Genomic DNA, 15,775 nt, shown 5'->3' with positions numbered 1-15,775 from the left:
ACACCTCACTCCTACACTCGGTGCGTGATTCCACGTGCGGCGTGCAGTGTCGCCGCCGCACCATTCCAGGAGGAGGCCATTCGATGGCAGCATTCGATCCCACCCGATACGCAGCACTGATTCGCCGTTACTTCGACGCTTGCAACGAAGCCGATTACGACAAACTCGTGTCGTGCTTCACGCCCGATGCTATCCATTACTTCCCGGCGGGATTGCCCGATATTCCGTGGCGCGGCGCGGATACCATCGCGCGCAAGTGGCAATGGTGCGTCGCCGAGCTGGGCTCGCGCTGGACAATCGAGAAGATCCTCGTTTCGCACGATTCTCACGAAGCGGTCATCGAATGGACGCACTGGAAGACGAAGCTCGGCACAGCGCTGCGCGGCGATGAGTGGTACGTCTTCGAGCCTGAATCCTGCCGGATCAAGGAAATCCGCGCGTATTATGCAGCGCCGGCGGACAAGACGGTCGCGATCAACGAGATCGTCGAATTCGACTACGCAGGTCGCGGCTATCATCTGGAGCCGCAAGCATGAACGCGGTCGTTGATCCCATCGCCAATCCCGCGATCGAGCGCGCCGTCGCGCTCGCTCGCGAGGCTCAGCCCGTGTATGCCACCGCCCCCGCGAATGTACGCAGCGCGCTCCTGCGCGGCCTCGCCGACGCGCTCGAGCGGCATGCGGCCGAACTCGTCTCGCTTGCCCACGACGAAACGCATCTTGGCCATGCGCGGCTGAACGGTGAACTCGCGCGCACGGCCTTTCAGTTGCGCGGCTTTGCCGAGCGGGTTGACGCCGGTGTGCCGTTCGAGACGATCAATGATGTAGCCGTACCCGGCACGCCGCCTGTCGGCCGTCCGCGGCTGACGCGGGTGCAGGAGCCGCTCGGGCCGGTCGCGATGTTTTCCGCCAGCAATTTTCCGTTCGCGTTCTCCGTGTTCGGCGGCGATACGGCGTCCGCACTCGCGGCCGGCTGTGTCGTCATCGTGAAACCTCATGCGGGCCATCCGGAGCTGTCGCGGCGCGTGCATGCGCTTGCCGCCGACGTGCTGCTCGAACAGGCCCTGCCGGCCGGTGTAATCGCGTTTGTCGACCAAGTGCCGCGTGACGCGGGCACTGCACTCGTATCGCATCCGGCGATCGCCGCCGTCGCGTTCACCGGTTCGTATCAAGGCGGTGTCGCGCTATGGCGCGCAGCGAATGCGCGCCCGCGTCCGGTGCCGTTCTATGGCGAACTCGGTTCGATCAACCCGCTCGTCGTGCAACCCGCCGCGCTCGCCGATGGCGTCGACGCGCCAGCCGCAACGCTCGCCGCATCGATCACGCTCGGCAGCGGCCAGTTCTGCACGAGCCCGGGGCTGCTGCTTGTGCGCGACGACGAAGACGGCGAGCACTTCGTCGTCGCGCTGGCAGACGCACTCGCAAAACAAGCGCCGCACCGGATGTTGACGCCGGGCATGCGCGCCGGCTTCGAGCACGCGTCGAGCGCGATCGCCGCCCAGCCGGGTGTGCACACCCGGCTCGCACCAGCCGATGCTGATGATGCGATACCTGCGCCACGCCTCTACGAGACGACTGCAGAACAATTCGTCGCGCAGCCCGCGTTGCAGGAGGAAATGTTCGGACCGGCCGCACTCGTCGTCCGCGTGCACGACAACGCCGACGTGCTGCGGGTCCTGGAGGCGATCGGCGGCTCGCTCACTGTCACGCTGTGGGGTGCGACCGACGACACGCCTGAGAACCGCGCGCTTGCAGCGGCAGCCGCACGCATCGGCGGCCGTGTGCTATTCGGCGGGGTGCCCACGGGCGTCGCCGTATGCGACGCGCAGCAGCACGGCGGCCCGTGGCCCGCGTCGACGAACCCGCAATCGACGTCTGTCGGCTACGCTGCCGTGGCACGCTTCCTGCGCCCAGTCGCGCTGCAGGACCCGCCGGGCTGGGCGATCGACGCATATCGTGGAGGGCTGCCGTCATGATGCAGCATGTCGTGATGTTCCGACGTCTGCCGCACGTTGCCGCGGACCCGGCGCGCGAAGCTGCGCTGGTCGAGCGCATGCGTGGCCTCGACCGCGAAATCTACTTCATCCGCGCGTGGCGGGTGTCGGCTAACGAACTGGACCGGCCGATCTGCTGGGATTACCTGCTCGAGGCGACGTTCGACAATGCGGCTGCCGTCGGGCGCTACCTGCCGCATCCCGCGCACCAGGCGTTGATCGCGGAACTGAAGACGTATTTCGAGTGGGTCGCCTGCGACTACACTCGATGAATGCAGAAAGGGCGGAGCCCTTTCCCGCCGGTCACGCCCACGCGTGACCGGCGCCTATTCGAATGATGATGTGAGACACGCTCAGATGAAAACCCTCCTTGTGACCGGCGCAGCCGGTGGCGTCGCCACGCGGGTGCGCCCCTACTTGCGCGACCACTACCGGCTGAAGCTACTCGATATGCGCGAACCGACCGATCTTTGCGCCAACGAGACGGCGCTGACCGGCGACATCGCCGATCCCGCCCTTGTGCACGAAGCCGCTGAAGGCGTCGACGGCATCCTGCACCTCGCTTGCAGCTACGGTCTGGACATCGACTTCGAGGCGACGCTGGATGCGAACTATCGTGCCCAGCTCCTTTTGCTGGATGCTTGTCGTGAGTTCGGCATCGCGCGCTTCGTCTTCGCTAGCAGCCACCACGTGGTCGGGCATCATCGGATCGACGGCTTCGCCGGCGACGACGCGCCGATCGCGCCAGACGGTTTCTACGCATTGAGCAAGGTGTTCGGGGAAGCGGCATGCGCGCTCTACGCACATCGACACGGCATCAAGGCACTGTCGATCCGGATCGGCAATGCCGATGTCGAAGTTGCCGACGGACGCCGTCAGCATATCTGGGTCAGCGGACGCGACCTTGCGCAGTTGATCCGGATCGGGCTCGAGCACGATGCCATCACGCACGACATCGTATATGGCGTATCGCGTTGTCCCGCACCCTTTTTTGCCAACGCGCGCGCGATCGCGCTCGGCTACCTGCCGCAGGACGATGCCAGCGCGCATCTCGCCGAAACCTTCGTGCCGCGAGATCGCATGCCTGCCGACAGTGGGCCGGAATTCGTCGGCGGGCCTTACGTTCCACAATCGCTGATCGTCCGGAGGCCGGTATGAAGATTCGGTCGGTCGAAGCGCGCGTCGTCGAGATTCCGTTCGAAGATGGCGGCAGCGGGTTCGGCATCACGCCGTCGGCGTGGAAGACGCTCGAAACTGTGCTGATCCGCGTCGAGGATACCGACGGCAACGTCGGCTGGGGCGAGGCATTCGGATACTTCGTCGCCGATGCGACGCGCAGCGTCGTCGAAACGCGCGTGAAGCCGCTCGCGGAGGGCGCGACGATCGAGTCGGTGGCCGACTGGACGCGGCAAACGCAGCAGCAACTGCACATCTTCGGCCGCTACGGGATCACGATGTTCGCGATCTCCGGCGTCGACATGGCGCTGTGGGATCTCGCGGCGAAATGCGCGCGCATGCCGCTCTACCGCTTGCTGGGCGGCACGACGCCGGCGTCGCTAACTACTTATGCAAGCCTCGTGCGCTACGGACACGCGGATGCGGCCGCAGCGATGTGCCGGCGTGCGCTCGACGACGGCTTTCGCAACGTCAAGCTGCACGAGATCGCGATGCCGGTGATCGAGGCGTGCCATGCGGCGATCGACGGGCGCGCGACCGTCTCGGTCGACGTGAATTGCGCATGGGACGATGAGACCGCACTCGCCAATCTCGCGCGGCTGCGGGAACTCGGCGGGATCGAATGGCTCGAGGAGCCGGTGTTCCCGCCCGAGGATTTTGCGCGGCTCGCGCAACTGCGCGGCCGACACGTGCCGATCGCGGCCGGCGAAAACTGGTGTACGTCCGTCCAGTTCCGGCACGCGATCGAAGCAGGCGCCGTCGACTATCTGCAGCCGAGCGTCAGCAAGGTCGGCGGCGTAACCGAATTTCTCGATATTGTTGGGCTCGCACGCGATTCCGGACTCGGCGTGCTGCCGCACAGCCCGTACTTCGGCCCTGGCTTTCTCACGACACTGCATCTCGCGACCGCGTTCCCCGAAATGATGCAGCTCGAGTATCTGTACGTCGAGCCGGCGGCCCAGTTGATCGACCTTTCGCCGATCCGCGATGGCCACCGCTTCGAGGTCGGTGACGCGCCCGGCATCGGGCTCTCTCCCGACGAAGACGTCGTCACGCGCTTCCTGCGCGCACGCTGAGCCTGAGCCTCGCACGCGCGTGCATCGTTGCGTGGAAGCGCCGGCTTACTGAGCCGGCGCCTGTTCTTCTGCCTGTTCTTCTTCCCGAGTTTCCCTCCGTCTACCGCGCGCGTTCGTCCACGCAACCGCGCGCCACCGCCAGTCCGCGTTCGAGCAGAAACGCCGCACTGCGCGCATACATCGCATCGACTTCGGGCAACCACGGTGCGCGCAGGCACGCGTGCACCAGCCCGTCGCCGTGCCATGCGACTGACTCGCCGCCGGCCGCCGCCAATCGTTGCGCATACGTGAGCCCCTGGTCGCGCAGCGGGTCATATTGTGCGACCGCGACGAGCGCGGGGGCCAGTGCGCCGCCGTCACCTTCGAGCGGCATCGCAAGCGCGTCCGACCGGTCGACCTCGCGTGGCACATACAGCGCGATCGAATCGGCAAGCCCGCGCGCGGTAAGCATCGGTGCGTGCGCGTTCTCGCGAATCGATCCGAATTCAGTACGCGCGCTCAGCACCGGATACAGCAGCAGTTGCGCGGCCGGCTGCGCTGCACCGCGCCGTTTCAGCGCAATGCACAGTGCGGCGGCGAGCGTGCCGCCCGCGCTGTCACCGCCCACGGCTCGCCGCGTGGGGTCCAACGGCAACCCCGCCGACGACATCGCGTCCCACACCGTGAGACCGTCCACGATCGGCGCAGGAAAGCACGCATCAGGCGCGAGACGGTAGTCAATCATCAGCACCGCAACATCGATGCGGGCCAGCAATGCGTATGCAAACCAGTCGTGCGTCGTATGGTCGCCAGCAGTCCAGCCTCCCCCGTGAAAGAACACGAGCACAGGCCAGCCATTCACTGGCGCCGGGCCGTGCGGTAGGATGCAGCGCGTACGCACGCCGCCGAGCGTGCGATCGACGGCCGTCACGCCATCCGGCGCCGGTGGCGTGAAATGCGCACATTGCCGCGCGAACGCTGCCCGGCGTGATGGCCAGTCGTCGCGCTCGCTGGCAAACGACGATGCGGTGTCGATAAAGGCGCGCATCCCCGCACTGAGGTTCATGGTGTCGGGAATCATCCGGCTTCCTTCCAGAAAAAAAGCGCATGTCCAGACAGGACATGCGCGTTCGGTGCCATCACGCTCGCCGTCCGAACGCGACGGTGATCGAAGACGTGCTCAGGCGAGCGAGGCCGCCGGCGTCGCGCCTGGTCGTCCGACGAAGACGGCCAGAATCAGCGAACCGATCAGACCGAGCCCGCCGGCCAGCGCGAATGCACTCACATAGCTGCCGGTACCCTGGATCAGGAAGCCCGTCGCTGCGGGCCCGACGATCCCCGATACGTTCGCGAGGCCGTGCATGAAGCCGCTCGCGGTGCCGACCTGGTGACGCGGCACGCTGTCCTGGATGATTGCCCAGTACGCGGGCGCCGCGAGCATCAGAAAACCGATCGCCACCGTCATCACGCCAACGGCCGTCGCCGCCTCGCTGACCATGCCGGTCAGCCCGATGCAGACCGCGGCGATCAGCAGCGACGTCACCAGCACGACCTTGCGCGAAAACATCCGCTTGCCCGTGCGCCGGAAGATCGCGTCGACCAGGAAACCGCCCGACAGGAAGCCGATCGCGCCGGTCACCCACGGCAGCGAACTGACGAGACTCATGTCCTTCAGACTGATGCCCTTTGCGTCGACCAGATAGCTCGGAAACCAGGTGATGAAGAAAAACAGGATGTAGTTGTAGCAGAACAGCGAAATGCCAGTGGTCAACACGGCGCGCGTCGAGATCACTTCAAGGATCGACACGCGAGCACCGTCGGCCGCCGTCACCGGATCCTGCCCTGCATCAATGTCGGCTAGTTCGGCCGGCCCGACCTTCGGGTGTTGCCCCGGCGTTTCAGTCACGAGCCGATACCAGCAGAACGCCCAGGTCAAGCCGAGCACGGCCATCACGATGAACGCAGCCCGCCAGCCGAACGACAGCGCCATGAAGCCGATGACCGGGCCCGCCAGCGCGCCACCGATCGGGCCGCCTGCCTGATTGACGCCGGCCGCGCTCGCGCGCTCGCTGATCGGGAACCAGGTATTGACGACCTTGTTGGCCGTGGCGGAGTTCGGTCCTTCGCCGGCGCCGAACGCGATCCGTACCAGCAACATCGACCAGAACCCGGATACCGTCGCAGTCAGCCCGCAGGCGATCGACCAGAACGTCATCGAGATGCCCAGCACGCGCTTGCCACCGAAACGATCGGAAAAATACCCGCCGAGGAAATTGAACAGCGCATAGCCGACTGAGAACGCGCTGAAGATCAGCCCTTTCTCGCCGGCGGTCAAATGAAAATCGCGCGTGATGAACGGCATCGCGATCGACAAAGCCGCCCGATCGATATAGTTGATGATCATTGCGGCCATCAGCATCGCAAGGATCGTGGTCCGGTACTTCCGGTAGGGTTGGGTCACTTCGAGTCTCCATCCATGTTGCTTGCATCCTCCATCCGCTCGCGCGGTTCGGGACACTGTTCGCTTATCGTAGGCATTGCCGCTCGTGACGAATACGACGTGCGAGCGAACGCTTGCTGCAAATTCTCAGGATCTGGAACCGCGTCAGAAGCTGTGGCGCAGCCCGAGTGCTGCCGCCACCTGGCTCGACGTCCTCGAGGCGGTAAACCCGTAGATCGATGCAACGGCACTGCCGCCCGTTGAATCGTGGCCGGTCGCGTGCTGCCAGATGCCGACGAGATACACGTCCGTGCGCTTCGACAAGAAATAGTCGACACCCGCGTTCGCCTGCAGGTAGCCCGCGCCACTTGCGTTTCCGGCGACGTGGCTTGCGCGCGTGTACTGCACGGACGTACCGAACATCGTCGTGGTGTTCCACGTCTTGCGCAGATTGAGTTCCCACGTGTTGAACACGGCGCTGCCGACGTAACCGCGCGTGTTCAGGCCGGGTTCGGCACCGAGATCGCGCAACCGGGTGTTCGTGTAGATGACGCCCGCGGTCCACCCGCCGAGCGTGTAAGCGCCGGCGGCGCCGAGTATGCGCAATGCCGCAGCAGACGCATAACCGGAAAAGATCGGCGATGCAGTCATATTGTTGCCGGTCGTGCTGGAAGACGGGTTGTTGCCGTAGAACGAGAAATTCGGATCCTGCGCATTGAGGTATGCGGCGCCGAGTTGCAGCGGACCGTTCGTGTAGCCAGCGCCGAGTGAAAAGATGCGCTTGCGACGGAAATCGCCTGCTACGCCGCCCGTGCTGAACACGCCGCCGAATGTCAAGCCGCCGATGCTCGGGCTCGCGTACTTGATCGCATTGTTCACGCGATAGTTGTTGCCCGTGTTGTCGAGATCGCCGGGGTGGTTCGCATACGCGCCCGCGGTATCGCCCCCTGCCTTCAACACACCGACGTAATCGACGATGGAATCGTACTGGCGCCCGGCGGTGATCGTACCGAAGCGGGTGCCGAGGCCTACATATGCCTGCCGGCCGAACATCGAGCCGCCCTGACCAAGCGAACCGTTGGCCGCAGAAAACCCGTTCTCGAGACGAAACAGCGCCCGCATGCCGCCGCCTAGGTCCTCCTTGCCAACCAGCCCGAACCGGTTTCCTTTCAGCGGCCCCGCGCTCAACGCTGTTGCTGCCCCACCGCCAGCGTTGTTCACGTAGGTCACCGCCGTGTCGACGATCCCGTAGAGTTGCACGCTGCTTTGCGCATGTGCGGCAGCCGGCAATGCCGCGGCCAATGCCGCCCCGGCGCCGAGAATTGTCAGCGAAATAGGTTTCACCCGTCGTCTCCATCTTTCGTGTTTTGAGTCCGACGGATGGTAGCGACGCGGCTCGCAGATGGATACAAGGGGCGCCGCGAAGCATGGCGCCGAAGTCTCAGCATGCGGGACTCGATGTCGCGCGACACAACGGTGCACAGATCGCTTCCCGTCCGACTGCCTCCCCGGCGCCGCTCATCCGGTACACCTTGCCGCCGTATGCTCCTGCCGAATCTCTTTCGCATACCGAAACGCCACGCTGCCGGAGAAAGAACCGGCTTCCAGAGTGCGTCGGTCGCGTGCGGGTGCCGCTCAACGCGTTAGGAATCGCGTGTCGGCATCGTTGGCCGTGCCGGCAGACATCCGGTCGATCGCATCGCGGAATGCCTCTGAAGGGCTCTGGTGACGGTATAGATATGGGAGCGACGCTGGCAGATCGAATGGAACTGATCCTCACCGCTGACTTTCATGACGAAATGGTGCTTATACGAGCCGATCAAGGCGATGATGACCAACTCGCCACGCACCGCCCTCTTTCAAGCCGCCGAGCTGCCACTTAGGGCGTCCAGTGGCTTCAATGAGGTGACCTTTCGGCATCGATGCAATGTGCCATGCGATCGTGCAAGCTCCGCGCTATCGTCTGGTCCACGGAAGGAGGCAACGTCGTCACGCACGAGAAGCGGCCGTTGCTCCACGTCACGAGCGGACCGCCACTTGCAATCGCTCGGTATGAAATGACCACACTATGCGTCAAACGGTGATCCCGAGCGGCCACGGCACGAATTCATTGGCGCCGACACCGAGTGCCTCGCTTTTCGTCGGCTTGCCTGACGCGTGCCGCACGATCTGCTCGAAGATTGCGGCGCCCATTTCCGCCACGCTCGCTTCTCCGTCTATCACCGGGCCGCAGTTGATGTCCATGTCGGCTTCCATGCGCACGAACATCGGTGTATTGCTGGCGAGCTTCATCGTCGGCGCCGGGACCGACCCGAAACACGATCCCCGTCCCGTCGTGAAGCAGATCAGATTCGCGCCGCCCGCGATCTGCCCGGTCGCGGACACGGGATCGTAGCCCGGCGTGTCCATGAACACGAGCCCGCGCTGCGTCACCTGCTCGCCGTATTCATACACTTCGATCAACGGCGCATTGCCGCCCTTTTTCGCACCGCCGAGCGATTTTTCCAGCACATTCGCGAGACCACCCGTGTTGTTCCCCGGGCTAACCTCCCCGTTGATCTGCGTGTCCCGGCCCTCGTTGTACCTGAGCCACCAGTCGATCCGCGCGACGAGGCGCTTGCCCACCTCGATCGTGCGTGCCCGTGCGGTGAGCGTGTGCTCGACACCGTAGATCTCGGACGTCTCGGAGAGAATCGCCGTTCCACCGTTTCGGATGAGGATTTCCATTGCAACGCCCAGCGCCGGATTCGCCGACAATCCCGAGAATCCATCCGATCCGCCACACTGCAACCCGACCTTGATGTGCTCGACGGACACCGGTTCGCGTTCGACCCGATTCACCACCGGCAACATCGCACGTACGATCTCGATGCCTTGCGCAATTGCCGCGCGCGTGCCGCCTGCCGTGCCGATATCGAGGATCTGCAGCCGATCGCACACCGCAAGTCGCTGATCCGCAAGCAGCGCATCGGCGCCGTTGTCCTCACCGTCCGCGGCGATGATCAGCGCGGCCGCGGTGTTCGGATGAGCGACATAGCCACCGATCGTCCTGCGAAGCAGCCGCATCGGCTCGCCGCTCAGCTCCATTCCGGCGCCGTGCTCGTGCGCGAAAGGCGCGACGCCGTCGACGCGGGGAAAGACGGCCATTTCGTCGGTATCGAAGAACGCCGCGATCTTTCGCGCGACGGATGCACCTCGATGACTCAATGCGAAAACGCCGACGTAATTCCGGGTCGCGATGCGCCCGTCCGCACGCACGTACCCCATGAACCTGACCCGCTCAGCTTCGGGCAGGAGCTCGGTGGCCACGTAATCCTCGCCGTACCGGTAGTCCTTGACGAGCTCGCCGAAGCTGATGTTATGGCTGTGCATCCACGTTCCCGCGGCGACGTCTTCGCTCGCGAAGCCGATCGTCGTGTTGTACTTCAGGATTGCTCCGCCGCGCCGGATGTCGCGCGTCGCCACCTTGTGTCCGGCCGGCACCTGCTGCAACGTAACAATGCCTTCGGCGGCAATCGTCGTGCCGGGCGGAACGTCGATGCGCGCGACAACCACGTTGTCGTTCGGATCGAGACGAATGAACGGATTGATCAGCACTTTCGCCGACGGCACCACGTTCGACGTAATGTTGAGCGCCTTGGGTCCGACTGTCGTTGCTGCCATTTTCCTGAATCTCCTGTTATGCAAGCACGCCGATCGACCACGGTACGAACTCGCACTCCCCGATCCCCAGTTCCTCACTGCGCGTCGCGTCGCCGGACGCGCATGCCAGCCAGCGATTGAAAATCGCGTCGCCCAGTGCTTCGATGCTTACAGAGCCCGCGTCCACGACGCTTCCGTCGATATCGAGGTCGTCGCTGTAACGAGCGAACTGCGCGGCGCTGACGGCAAGCTTGAGCGTCGGGGCGCCGGTGGCGCCAAAGATGCTCACGCCTCGCGACGCGATTCCAATCATCGTCGCGCCCGACGCAACCAATCCAGAGGACGCCGCTGCTTCATGTCCGGGACAATCCATCAGCACGAGGCCCTTTGTCGCGACGGGTTGTCCATAGGAAAAGACCGCCTGCAATGGCGTAGAGCCGCTGTGAGGGAGCGACGATGGCGCTTCGCGCACCGGCTCAATGTCTGGAATCGGCGTGTCGCGATTCGCGGTGTACCTCGTCCACCAGTCGATCCGCTGCTCTAGCGCGTTTCGCACGTCGCCTGACCCGCTGCGCGCAGCGAGCCTGGGCGCGTTCCGCGCCGTATCCGTCACGATAGCCGTACCGCCTTCGGCAACCAGTCGATCAACCGCATGGCCCAGTGCCGCGTGCACATTGCAGGCATCGAGATCCGGCTGCGCGAGCAGTCCGACCACGAGGTGTTCTACCGATGCGCGCGTGCGCACGAACCGGTTGGCCGCGATGAGCATGTCTTCGACCGCGGCAATCCCGCCGTCGATCGCCGCGCGCGTGCCACCGACTTCCTGCAGCACCATCGTCTTCAGCATCGGACCGGGCTCCAGACCTTCCTGTTCGAGAAATCCATAGATATTGTTGCGCTCGCAACCGAGTGCCATGACAACCGCGCCGGCGAGGTTCGGATTGCGGATAGAACCGCCGAGCGTGCGTCGCAGCAGGTCCATCGGCTCGCCGCTCTTTTCCATCCCGCAACCGAGCTCATGGACGAACGGAACGACGCCGTCCACGTTCGGATATGCGGCCAGCCGCTTCGGTGTGAACCACGCCGCCACCTGACGCGCCGCCGTGGCCGCGCAGTTGCCGACCACCAGCACTCCGATGTAGTTGCGCGTACCGACCCGACCGTCTTCGCGCACGTATCCGTTGAAGGTAGATGGAAGTACTGAAGCGTTCATGGGTGAATCGTCCGAATTTCCTGATGATCGATTTTCTGCTCGCGACGCCCGTGCGGCAACGGAACACTTCACGTTTCCCGAACAGCTGTTCCAGAATATGGAACCCCATCCCGTCGGTCGATGCAACACCCGCCGGTCATGCGGTCCCACGCGGCACGATCTCGAACCCGACATCGACGGAACTGTCGGCATCGGCGTAAGCCGGTTCGCTGCCGAGACGCCGCAATAGGATGGCGGCAGCACACGCGCCGATCTTTCGCGCATCGACGCGCACGGTCGTGAGCGGCGGCTCGAGATCCGCCGACAGTTCCAGATCGCCGAAACCCATGATGGCCAGTCCGCGAGGCACCTCGATTCCACGGCTCTGCGCTTCGATCAGTACGCCGTGTGCGAGCAGATCGATACTGCAGATCATTGCGTCGGGCTTCCTCCGCGCGTCGAGCAATCGCGAGCAAGCTCGCCGGCCGTCACGCACGCTCACCGGAACCGGGACGATTTCGGTTCCGACCACCTTGACGCCCGCTCCCGCAAGCGCCGTCACGCATCCCTTGCGGCGCAGCTGCGCGCGGACGTCCCCGCTCCAGATCAGGCCGACTGCACCGTAACCTTTGCGCGCCATGAATTCACCCATCGCGCGCCCGACCGCGACGTGATCGAACCCGACCTGCGCATCCACCGGATGCTCGTGCAACTGCCACGTTTCGACCACGGGTATCCCGCGTCGCTTCAGCATCGACTTCAACGGCTTGCTGTGAAGCGGCGTCGTCAGGACGATCGCATCCGGACGGCGCATCAAAATGGACTCGACCAACGAGGCCTCGTGGTCACCGGAGTACCCTGATTGACACACCAGCAGTTGATAGCCGCCTTTCTCGAGCGCGAGACCCAGCTCGGTCAGCGTGCTGATGAATGGGCGGTGCGCAAACGTCGGAATGATCGCGATCACTAGCCGGCTGCGCTGCATGGCCAGCCCTCCCGCGAGCAGGTTCGGCACGTAGCCCGTCTTCCTGATGGCCGCGCGCACGCGCTTCGCGGTGCTCACGGACACCTTTTCCGGGTGGTTGAGGACGCGCGATACCGTCACGAAAGACACGCGGGCGAGTTCCGCCACATCGCGCAAGGTCGCCGGCCGCGTCGCCGAATTTAGCAGTGCATCAGGATTGTCGAAGGTGTCGGCCATCAGGTTGGGTCGTCGTATCTTCCCGGCATCGCGCCGGATTTCCATCATCTGGGTCTGGTCGCCAGAATCGCGCCGTTGAGCACGGATCTGTCGTTGACTTGAGATTACCGCATTTCTACGCTGTGTAAACGCTGTCATATGAAAGCGTTGTCATCGGGCCTCGGCAGCGAAGCGCTGGCGGCATGCAAGCTGCGGGGCAGATCGGTGCGCGCCACGCCGCGGAGCCGATCCGCCGAACGGCAAGGCATTTGAAAATAATCATGGAGACGTTCTATGAGCGGTAACGAAAGAACCTGGCCGCCTGCGGCCGACATCTCAGGCGTAGACGCCGCTGGCGCGGCCCGCGGCCGGTGGCGCTTCGGTATGCTGGCGCTGATCACGATCGTGCTCGCGCTGAGCAGCGGGGACCGGGCAGCACTTTCAGTCGCTGGCACGGATATGGGCCGTGAACTCCGCATTACAACCATCGAGATCGGATACCTGTTTTCGGCATTCAGCTGGGCCTATGTGCTGTTCATGATCCCGTCCGGGTGGCTCGCTGACCGGATCGGCTCGAAGAAGTCGATGTTCTGGGCCGTCGCGATCTGGTCAGCCTTCACCGTTTGCATGGGACTGGTCGAATTCGTCGGTGTGATCTTCCCGTTGCTGCTGGCATTGCGCTTCCTGCTCGGCGTGGCAGAGTCGCCCGTCGGACCGGCCTCGACGCGGGTCATCGCCTCGTGGTTCCCATCTTCGGAGCGCGGCATCGCTGGGGCCATCTTCAACAGCGCGCAGTACTTCTCGCTGGCCGTATTCACGCCCTTCATGGGTTGGGTGTGTTACGCCCTCGGATGGCAGTACGTGTTCATCGCGATGGGCTGCGTGGGCTTTGTCATCGCAGCGCTGTGGTCCCGTTACTATTTCCTGCCGACTGACCACCCGCGCCTGACGGAAACCGAGCTTTCGTATATCCGCGACGGTGGTGGCCTGGTGGATCTGCGCAGCCGCAGCCGTGCGCGCACGGGCGAGGCGCAACGTTCGCAGATAGCTGAAATCGGCCTGCTGTTTCGCAGCCGCATGCTGCTCGGGATGTTCCTTGGCCAGTACTGCGTCTCCGCGATTACCTGGTTCTACGTGACGTGGTTCCCTATCTACCTCGTCAAGCAGCGCGGCTTCGACATCCTGCAGGCCGGGTTCGTATCGTCGATTCCCGCGCTATGCGGCCTGATCGGCGCGATCGCCTCTGGCTTCGCCTCGGACGCACTGCTGCGGCGCAGCGGCTCACTCACCGTAGCACGCAAGACCCCCATCGTGACGGGCGTGCTGCTCAGTTCCTCGATGATCTTGTGCAACTACATCGACACGCCGTGGATTGTGGTGGCCGTCATGAGCCTCGCGTTCTTTGGCAAGGGTTTTGGCAACCTCGGTTTCAGCGTCGTGGCCGACACCGCGCCGCGCGAAATGGTCGGCGTGACGGGCGCCGTATTCAATGCGCTTGGCAACGTCGCCGGCATCGTGACGCCCGTAATCATCGGCTACCTGCTGCATGCGAGCGGCTCATTTAACTCCGCCCTGCTGTATGTGGGTGCACACGGCCTGATCGCAGCATTCGCGTACCTCTTCATCGTACCCACGATTCACCGTCTCAGTCTTGACGAACTGAGCCGCTAAATTTCTGCCCGGAGATTCGAGGATGTCCACGCAAACACAAACATTCAACTCCCAGGCGCTCGCGGCGCTGCAACCCGGCGAAGCGACGACCGACCGCATTTCGTCGGTCAAGGTGTCGCTGACTTTCTTGCCGCTCGAGGCGCCCATCAGCGACGCAAAGGTACTCACAGGCCGGCAAAAGCCGCTCACGGAAATCGCCTTCATCTTCGCGGAGATGCGCAGCGAGCAGGGACACTCGGGCATCGGTTTCGGCTACTCGAAACGAGCTGGCGGCCACGGCATGTTCGCCCATGCGAAGGAACTGGCACCCGCGCTAATAGGTGAGGATCCGAATGACATTGCAAAAATCTTCAACAAGCTGCTGTGGGCAGGCGCATCGATGGGCCGCAGCGGCCTGACCACGCAGGCCATCGCTCCGTTTGACATCGCGCTGTGGGATATGAAGGCCAAACGCGCGAACCTGCCGCTCGCGAAGCTCCTTGGGGCGCATCGAGACTCGGTGCAGTGCTACAACACCTCGGGCGGCTACCTGTCCACGCCGCTTGAGCAGATACTGGAAAACGTAAAACGGTCCCGAGAAAGCGGCATCGGCGGCATCAAGCTGAAAGTCGGCCAGCCAGACCTGCACGAAGACTTCCGGCGTGTTTCGGCCGTGCGTGAACTGCTGGGCCCAGATTTCCCACTGATGGTCGACGCGAACCAGCAGTGGGATCGCCTGAAGGCGCAGCGCGCCTGCCGCGGGCTCGAAGAACTCGAGCTCACATGGATCGAGGAGCCGCTAGATGCGTACGATTTCGAGGGGCATGCCGCGCTGGCCGTGTCGCTCGACACGGCGATCGCCACGGGCGAAATGCTCACGAGCTTCGGTGAACACGCGCAACTGATCGAGGCGCGCGGCGCGGACTTCGTCCAGCCGGACGCGCCACGCGTCGGTGGCATCACGCCGTTCCTGCAGATCATGCAGTTCGCGAGCCTGAAGGGCCTAAGACTCGCGCCCCACTTCGCGATGGAGATCCATCTGCATCTGGCCGCCGCGTTCGAGAACGAGCCGTGGCTCGAGCACTTCGAGTGGCTGGAGCCGCTGTTCAACGAACGGTTGGAACTGCGGGGTGGCCGGATGTATGTACCGAACCGCCCGGGCCTCGGCTTCAGCCTCAGCGAACAGGCCCTCGCGTGGACAGTCGCCAGCGAGGAATTCCGCGCCGCCTGATGCAGCCTTCCGCATCGGCATCCGCACCGGTACCGGCTGGCGGCCGGTTAGACCCCGTCCTTTCGCAAACTGCTGCGAAAGGACGCCTGCCGCATGCATGATCCGCTTCCGGCCCCCTATCCGTGCGCCGCTCCGTGGCTTTCTGCCTGGCGTCCTTCTTGGCACGTCGGCAGGTCCGTCCGCGGGATTGACCCATTCATGCAACGCAGCCGCAAC

General features: G+C 64.1%; 13 protein-coding genes. 7 read left to right on the top strand and 6 right to left on the bottom strand.

Annotated features, from left to right (window positions below; all coding sequences use genetic code 11):
- Positions 1-83 precede the first annotated feature (83 nt).
- The 5 genes from BSE24067_RS04665 (at position 84) to BSE24067_RS04645 (ending at position 4,245) form a co-directional block, all read left to right on the top strand.
- Positions 84-536: a nuclear transport factor 2 family protein gene (locus BSE24067_RS04665; protein WP_151062689.1), complete on the top strand. Its 453-nt coding sequence runs from the start codon at positions 84-86 to the stop codon at positions 534-536.
- Positions 533-1,975: an aldehyde dehydrogenase (NADP(+)) gene (locus tag BSE24067_RS04660; protein WP_151062688.1), complete on the top strand. Its 1,443-nt coding sequence runs from the start codon at positions 533-535 to the stop codon at positions 1,973-1,975. The genes BSE24067_RS04665 and BSE24067_RS04660 overlap by 4 nt, the downstream gene beginning before the upstream one ends.
- A complete protein-coding gene (locus BSE24067_RS04655) occupies positions 1,972-2,265 on the top strand; it encodes a Dabb family protein (protein ID WP_151062687.1) in 294 nt (97 codons plus the stop codon). The genes BSE24067_RS04660 and BSE24067_RS04655 overlap by 4 nt, the downstream gene beginning before the upstream one ends.
- Before the next feature lie 85 nt (positions 2,266-2,350).
- Entirely contained in the window at positions 2,351-3,151 is an 801-nt protein-coding gene (locus tag BSE24067_RS04650) for an NAD-dependent epimerase/dehydratase family protein (protein ID WP_151062686.1), read from the top strand.
- Positions 3,148-4,245, top strand: a complete 1,098-nt coding sequence (locus tag BSE24067_RS04645) for a mandelate racemase/muconate lactonizing enzyme family protein (RefSeq protein ID WP_151062685.1) — start codon at positions 3,148-3,150, stop codon at positions 4,243-4,245. Before BSE24067_RS04650 ends, BSE24067_RS04645 begins: the two co-directional genes overlap by 4 nt.
- Before the next feature lie 100 nt (positions 4,246-4,345).
- On the opposite strand, the gene BSE24067_RS04640 is transcribed toward BSE24067_RS04645, so the two are convergent.
- The 6 genes from BSE24067_RS04640 to BSE24067_RS04615 all read right to left on the bottom strand — a co-directional run bounded on the left by BSE24067_RS04640 (position 4,346) and on the right by BSE24067_RS04615 (position 12,699).
- Entirely contained in the window at positions 4,346-5,305 is a 960-nt protein-coding gene (locus BSE24067_RS04640; RefSeq protein ID WP_151062684.1) for an alpha/beta hydrolase, read from the bottom strand.
- A gap of 99 nt (positions 5,306-5,404) precedes the next feature.
- Positions 5,405-6,685, bottom strand: coding sequence for an MFS transporter (locus BSE24067_RS04635; RefSeq protein WP_244130238.1), 1,281 nt, complete (start codon positions 6,683-6,685; stop codon positions 5,405-5,407).
- Between the two features lie 144 nt (positions 6,686-6,829).
- Positions 6,830-7,999, bottom strand: a complete 1,170-nt coding sequence (locus tag BSE24067_RS04630; protein ID WP_151062716.1) for a porin — start codon at positions 7,997-7,999, stop codon at positions 6,830-6,832.
- A 738-nt stretch (positions 8,000-8,737) separates the two neighbouring features.
- Entirely contained in the window at positions 8,738-10,327 is a 1,590-nt protein-coding gene (locus BSE24067_RS04625; protein ID WP_151062715.1) for a UxaA family hydrolase, read from the bottom strand.
- A gap of 16 nt (positions 10,328-10,343) precedes the next feature.
- Positions 10,344-11,519: a UxaA family hydrolase gene (locus tag BSE24067_RS04620; RefSeq protein WP_170297409.1), complete on the bottom strand. Its 1,176-nt coding sequence runs from the start codon at positions 11,517-11,519 to the stop codon at positions 10,344-10,346.
- Positions 11,520-11,655: 136 nt separating this feature from the next.
- Complete coding sequence (locus BSE24067_RS04615; RefSeq protein WP_170297408.1) at positions 11,656-12,699, bottom strand: LacI family DNA-binding transcriptional regulator; 1,044 nt, start codon at positions 12,697-12,699, stop codon at positions 11,656-11,658.
- A gap of 273 nt (positions 12,700-12,972) precedes the next feature.
- Between BSE24067_RS04615 and BSE24067_RS04610 the strand changes: the two genes are divergently transcribed.
- Entirely contained in the window at positions 12,973-14,349 is a 1,377-nt protein-coding gene (locus tag BSE24067_RS04610; RefSeq protein WP_151062681.1) for an MFS transporter, read from the top strand.
- 22 nt (positions 14,350-14,371) lie between these two features.
- Positions 14,372-15,559 (top strand): L-talarate/galactarate dehydratase, encoded by a 1,188-nt coding sequence (locus tag BSE24067_RS04605; protein WP_151062680.1) that lies wholly within the window; start codon positions 14,372-14,374, stop codon positions 15,557-15,559.
- Positions 15,560-15,775: the final 216 nt, after the last annotated feature.

This window comes from Burkholderia latens, assembly GCF_902499045.1.
In the GTDB taxonomy this organism is placed as follows: domain Bacteria; phylum Pseudomonadota; class Gammaproteobacteria; order Burkholderiales; family Burkholderiaceae; genus Burkholderia; species Burkholderia latens.
This window is presented reverse-complemented; position numbering and strand designations above follow the sequence as displayed.

Coding starts and splice junctions, on each gene's coding strand:
- BSE24067_RS04660 (WP_151062688.1), top strand. CDS start 533: ATGAACGCGGTCGTTGATCCCATCGCCAATCCCGCGATCGAGCGCGCC.
- BSE24067_RS04620 (WP_170297409.1), bottom strand. CDS start 11,519: ATGAACGCTTCAGTACTTCCATCTACCTTCAACGGATACGTGCGCGAA.
- BSE24067_RS04605 (WP_151062680.1), top strand. CDS start 14,372: ATGTCCACGCAAACACAAACATTCAACTCCCAGGCGCTCGCGGCGCTG.
- BSE24067_RS04625 (WP_151062715.1), bottom strand. CDS start 10,327: ATGGCAGCAACGACAGTCGGACCCAAGGCGCTCAACATTACGTCGAAC.
- BSE24067_RS04655 (WP_151062687.1), top strand. CDS start 1,972: ATGATGCAGCATGTCGTGATGTTCCGACGTCTGCCGCACGTTGCCGCG.
- BSE24067_RS04650 (WP_151062686.1), top strand. CDS start 2,351: ATGAAAACCCTCCTTGTGACCGGCGCAGCCGGTGGCGTCGCCACGCGG.
- BSE24067_RS04610 (WP_151062681.1), top strand. CDS start 12,973: ATGAGCGGTAACGAAAGAACCTGGCCGCCTGCGGCCGACATCTCAGGC.
- BSE24067_RS04640 (WP_151062684.1), bottom strand. CDS start 5,305: ATGATTCCCGACACCATGAACCTCAGTGCGGGGATGCGCGCCTTTATC.
- BSE24067_RS04615 (WP_170297408.1), bottom strand. CDS start 12,699: ATGGCCGACACCTTCGACAATCCTGATGCACTGCTAAATTCGGCGACG.
- BSE24067_RS04665 (WP_151062689.1), top strand. CDS start 84: ATGGCAGCATTCGATCCCACCCGATACGCAGCACTGATTCGCCGTTAC.
- BSE24067_RS04645 (WP_151062685.1), top strand. CDS start 3,148: ATGAAGATTCGGTCGGTCGAAGCGCGCGTCGTCGAGATTCCGTTCGAA.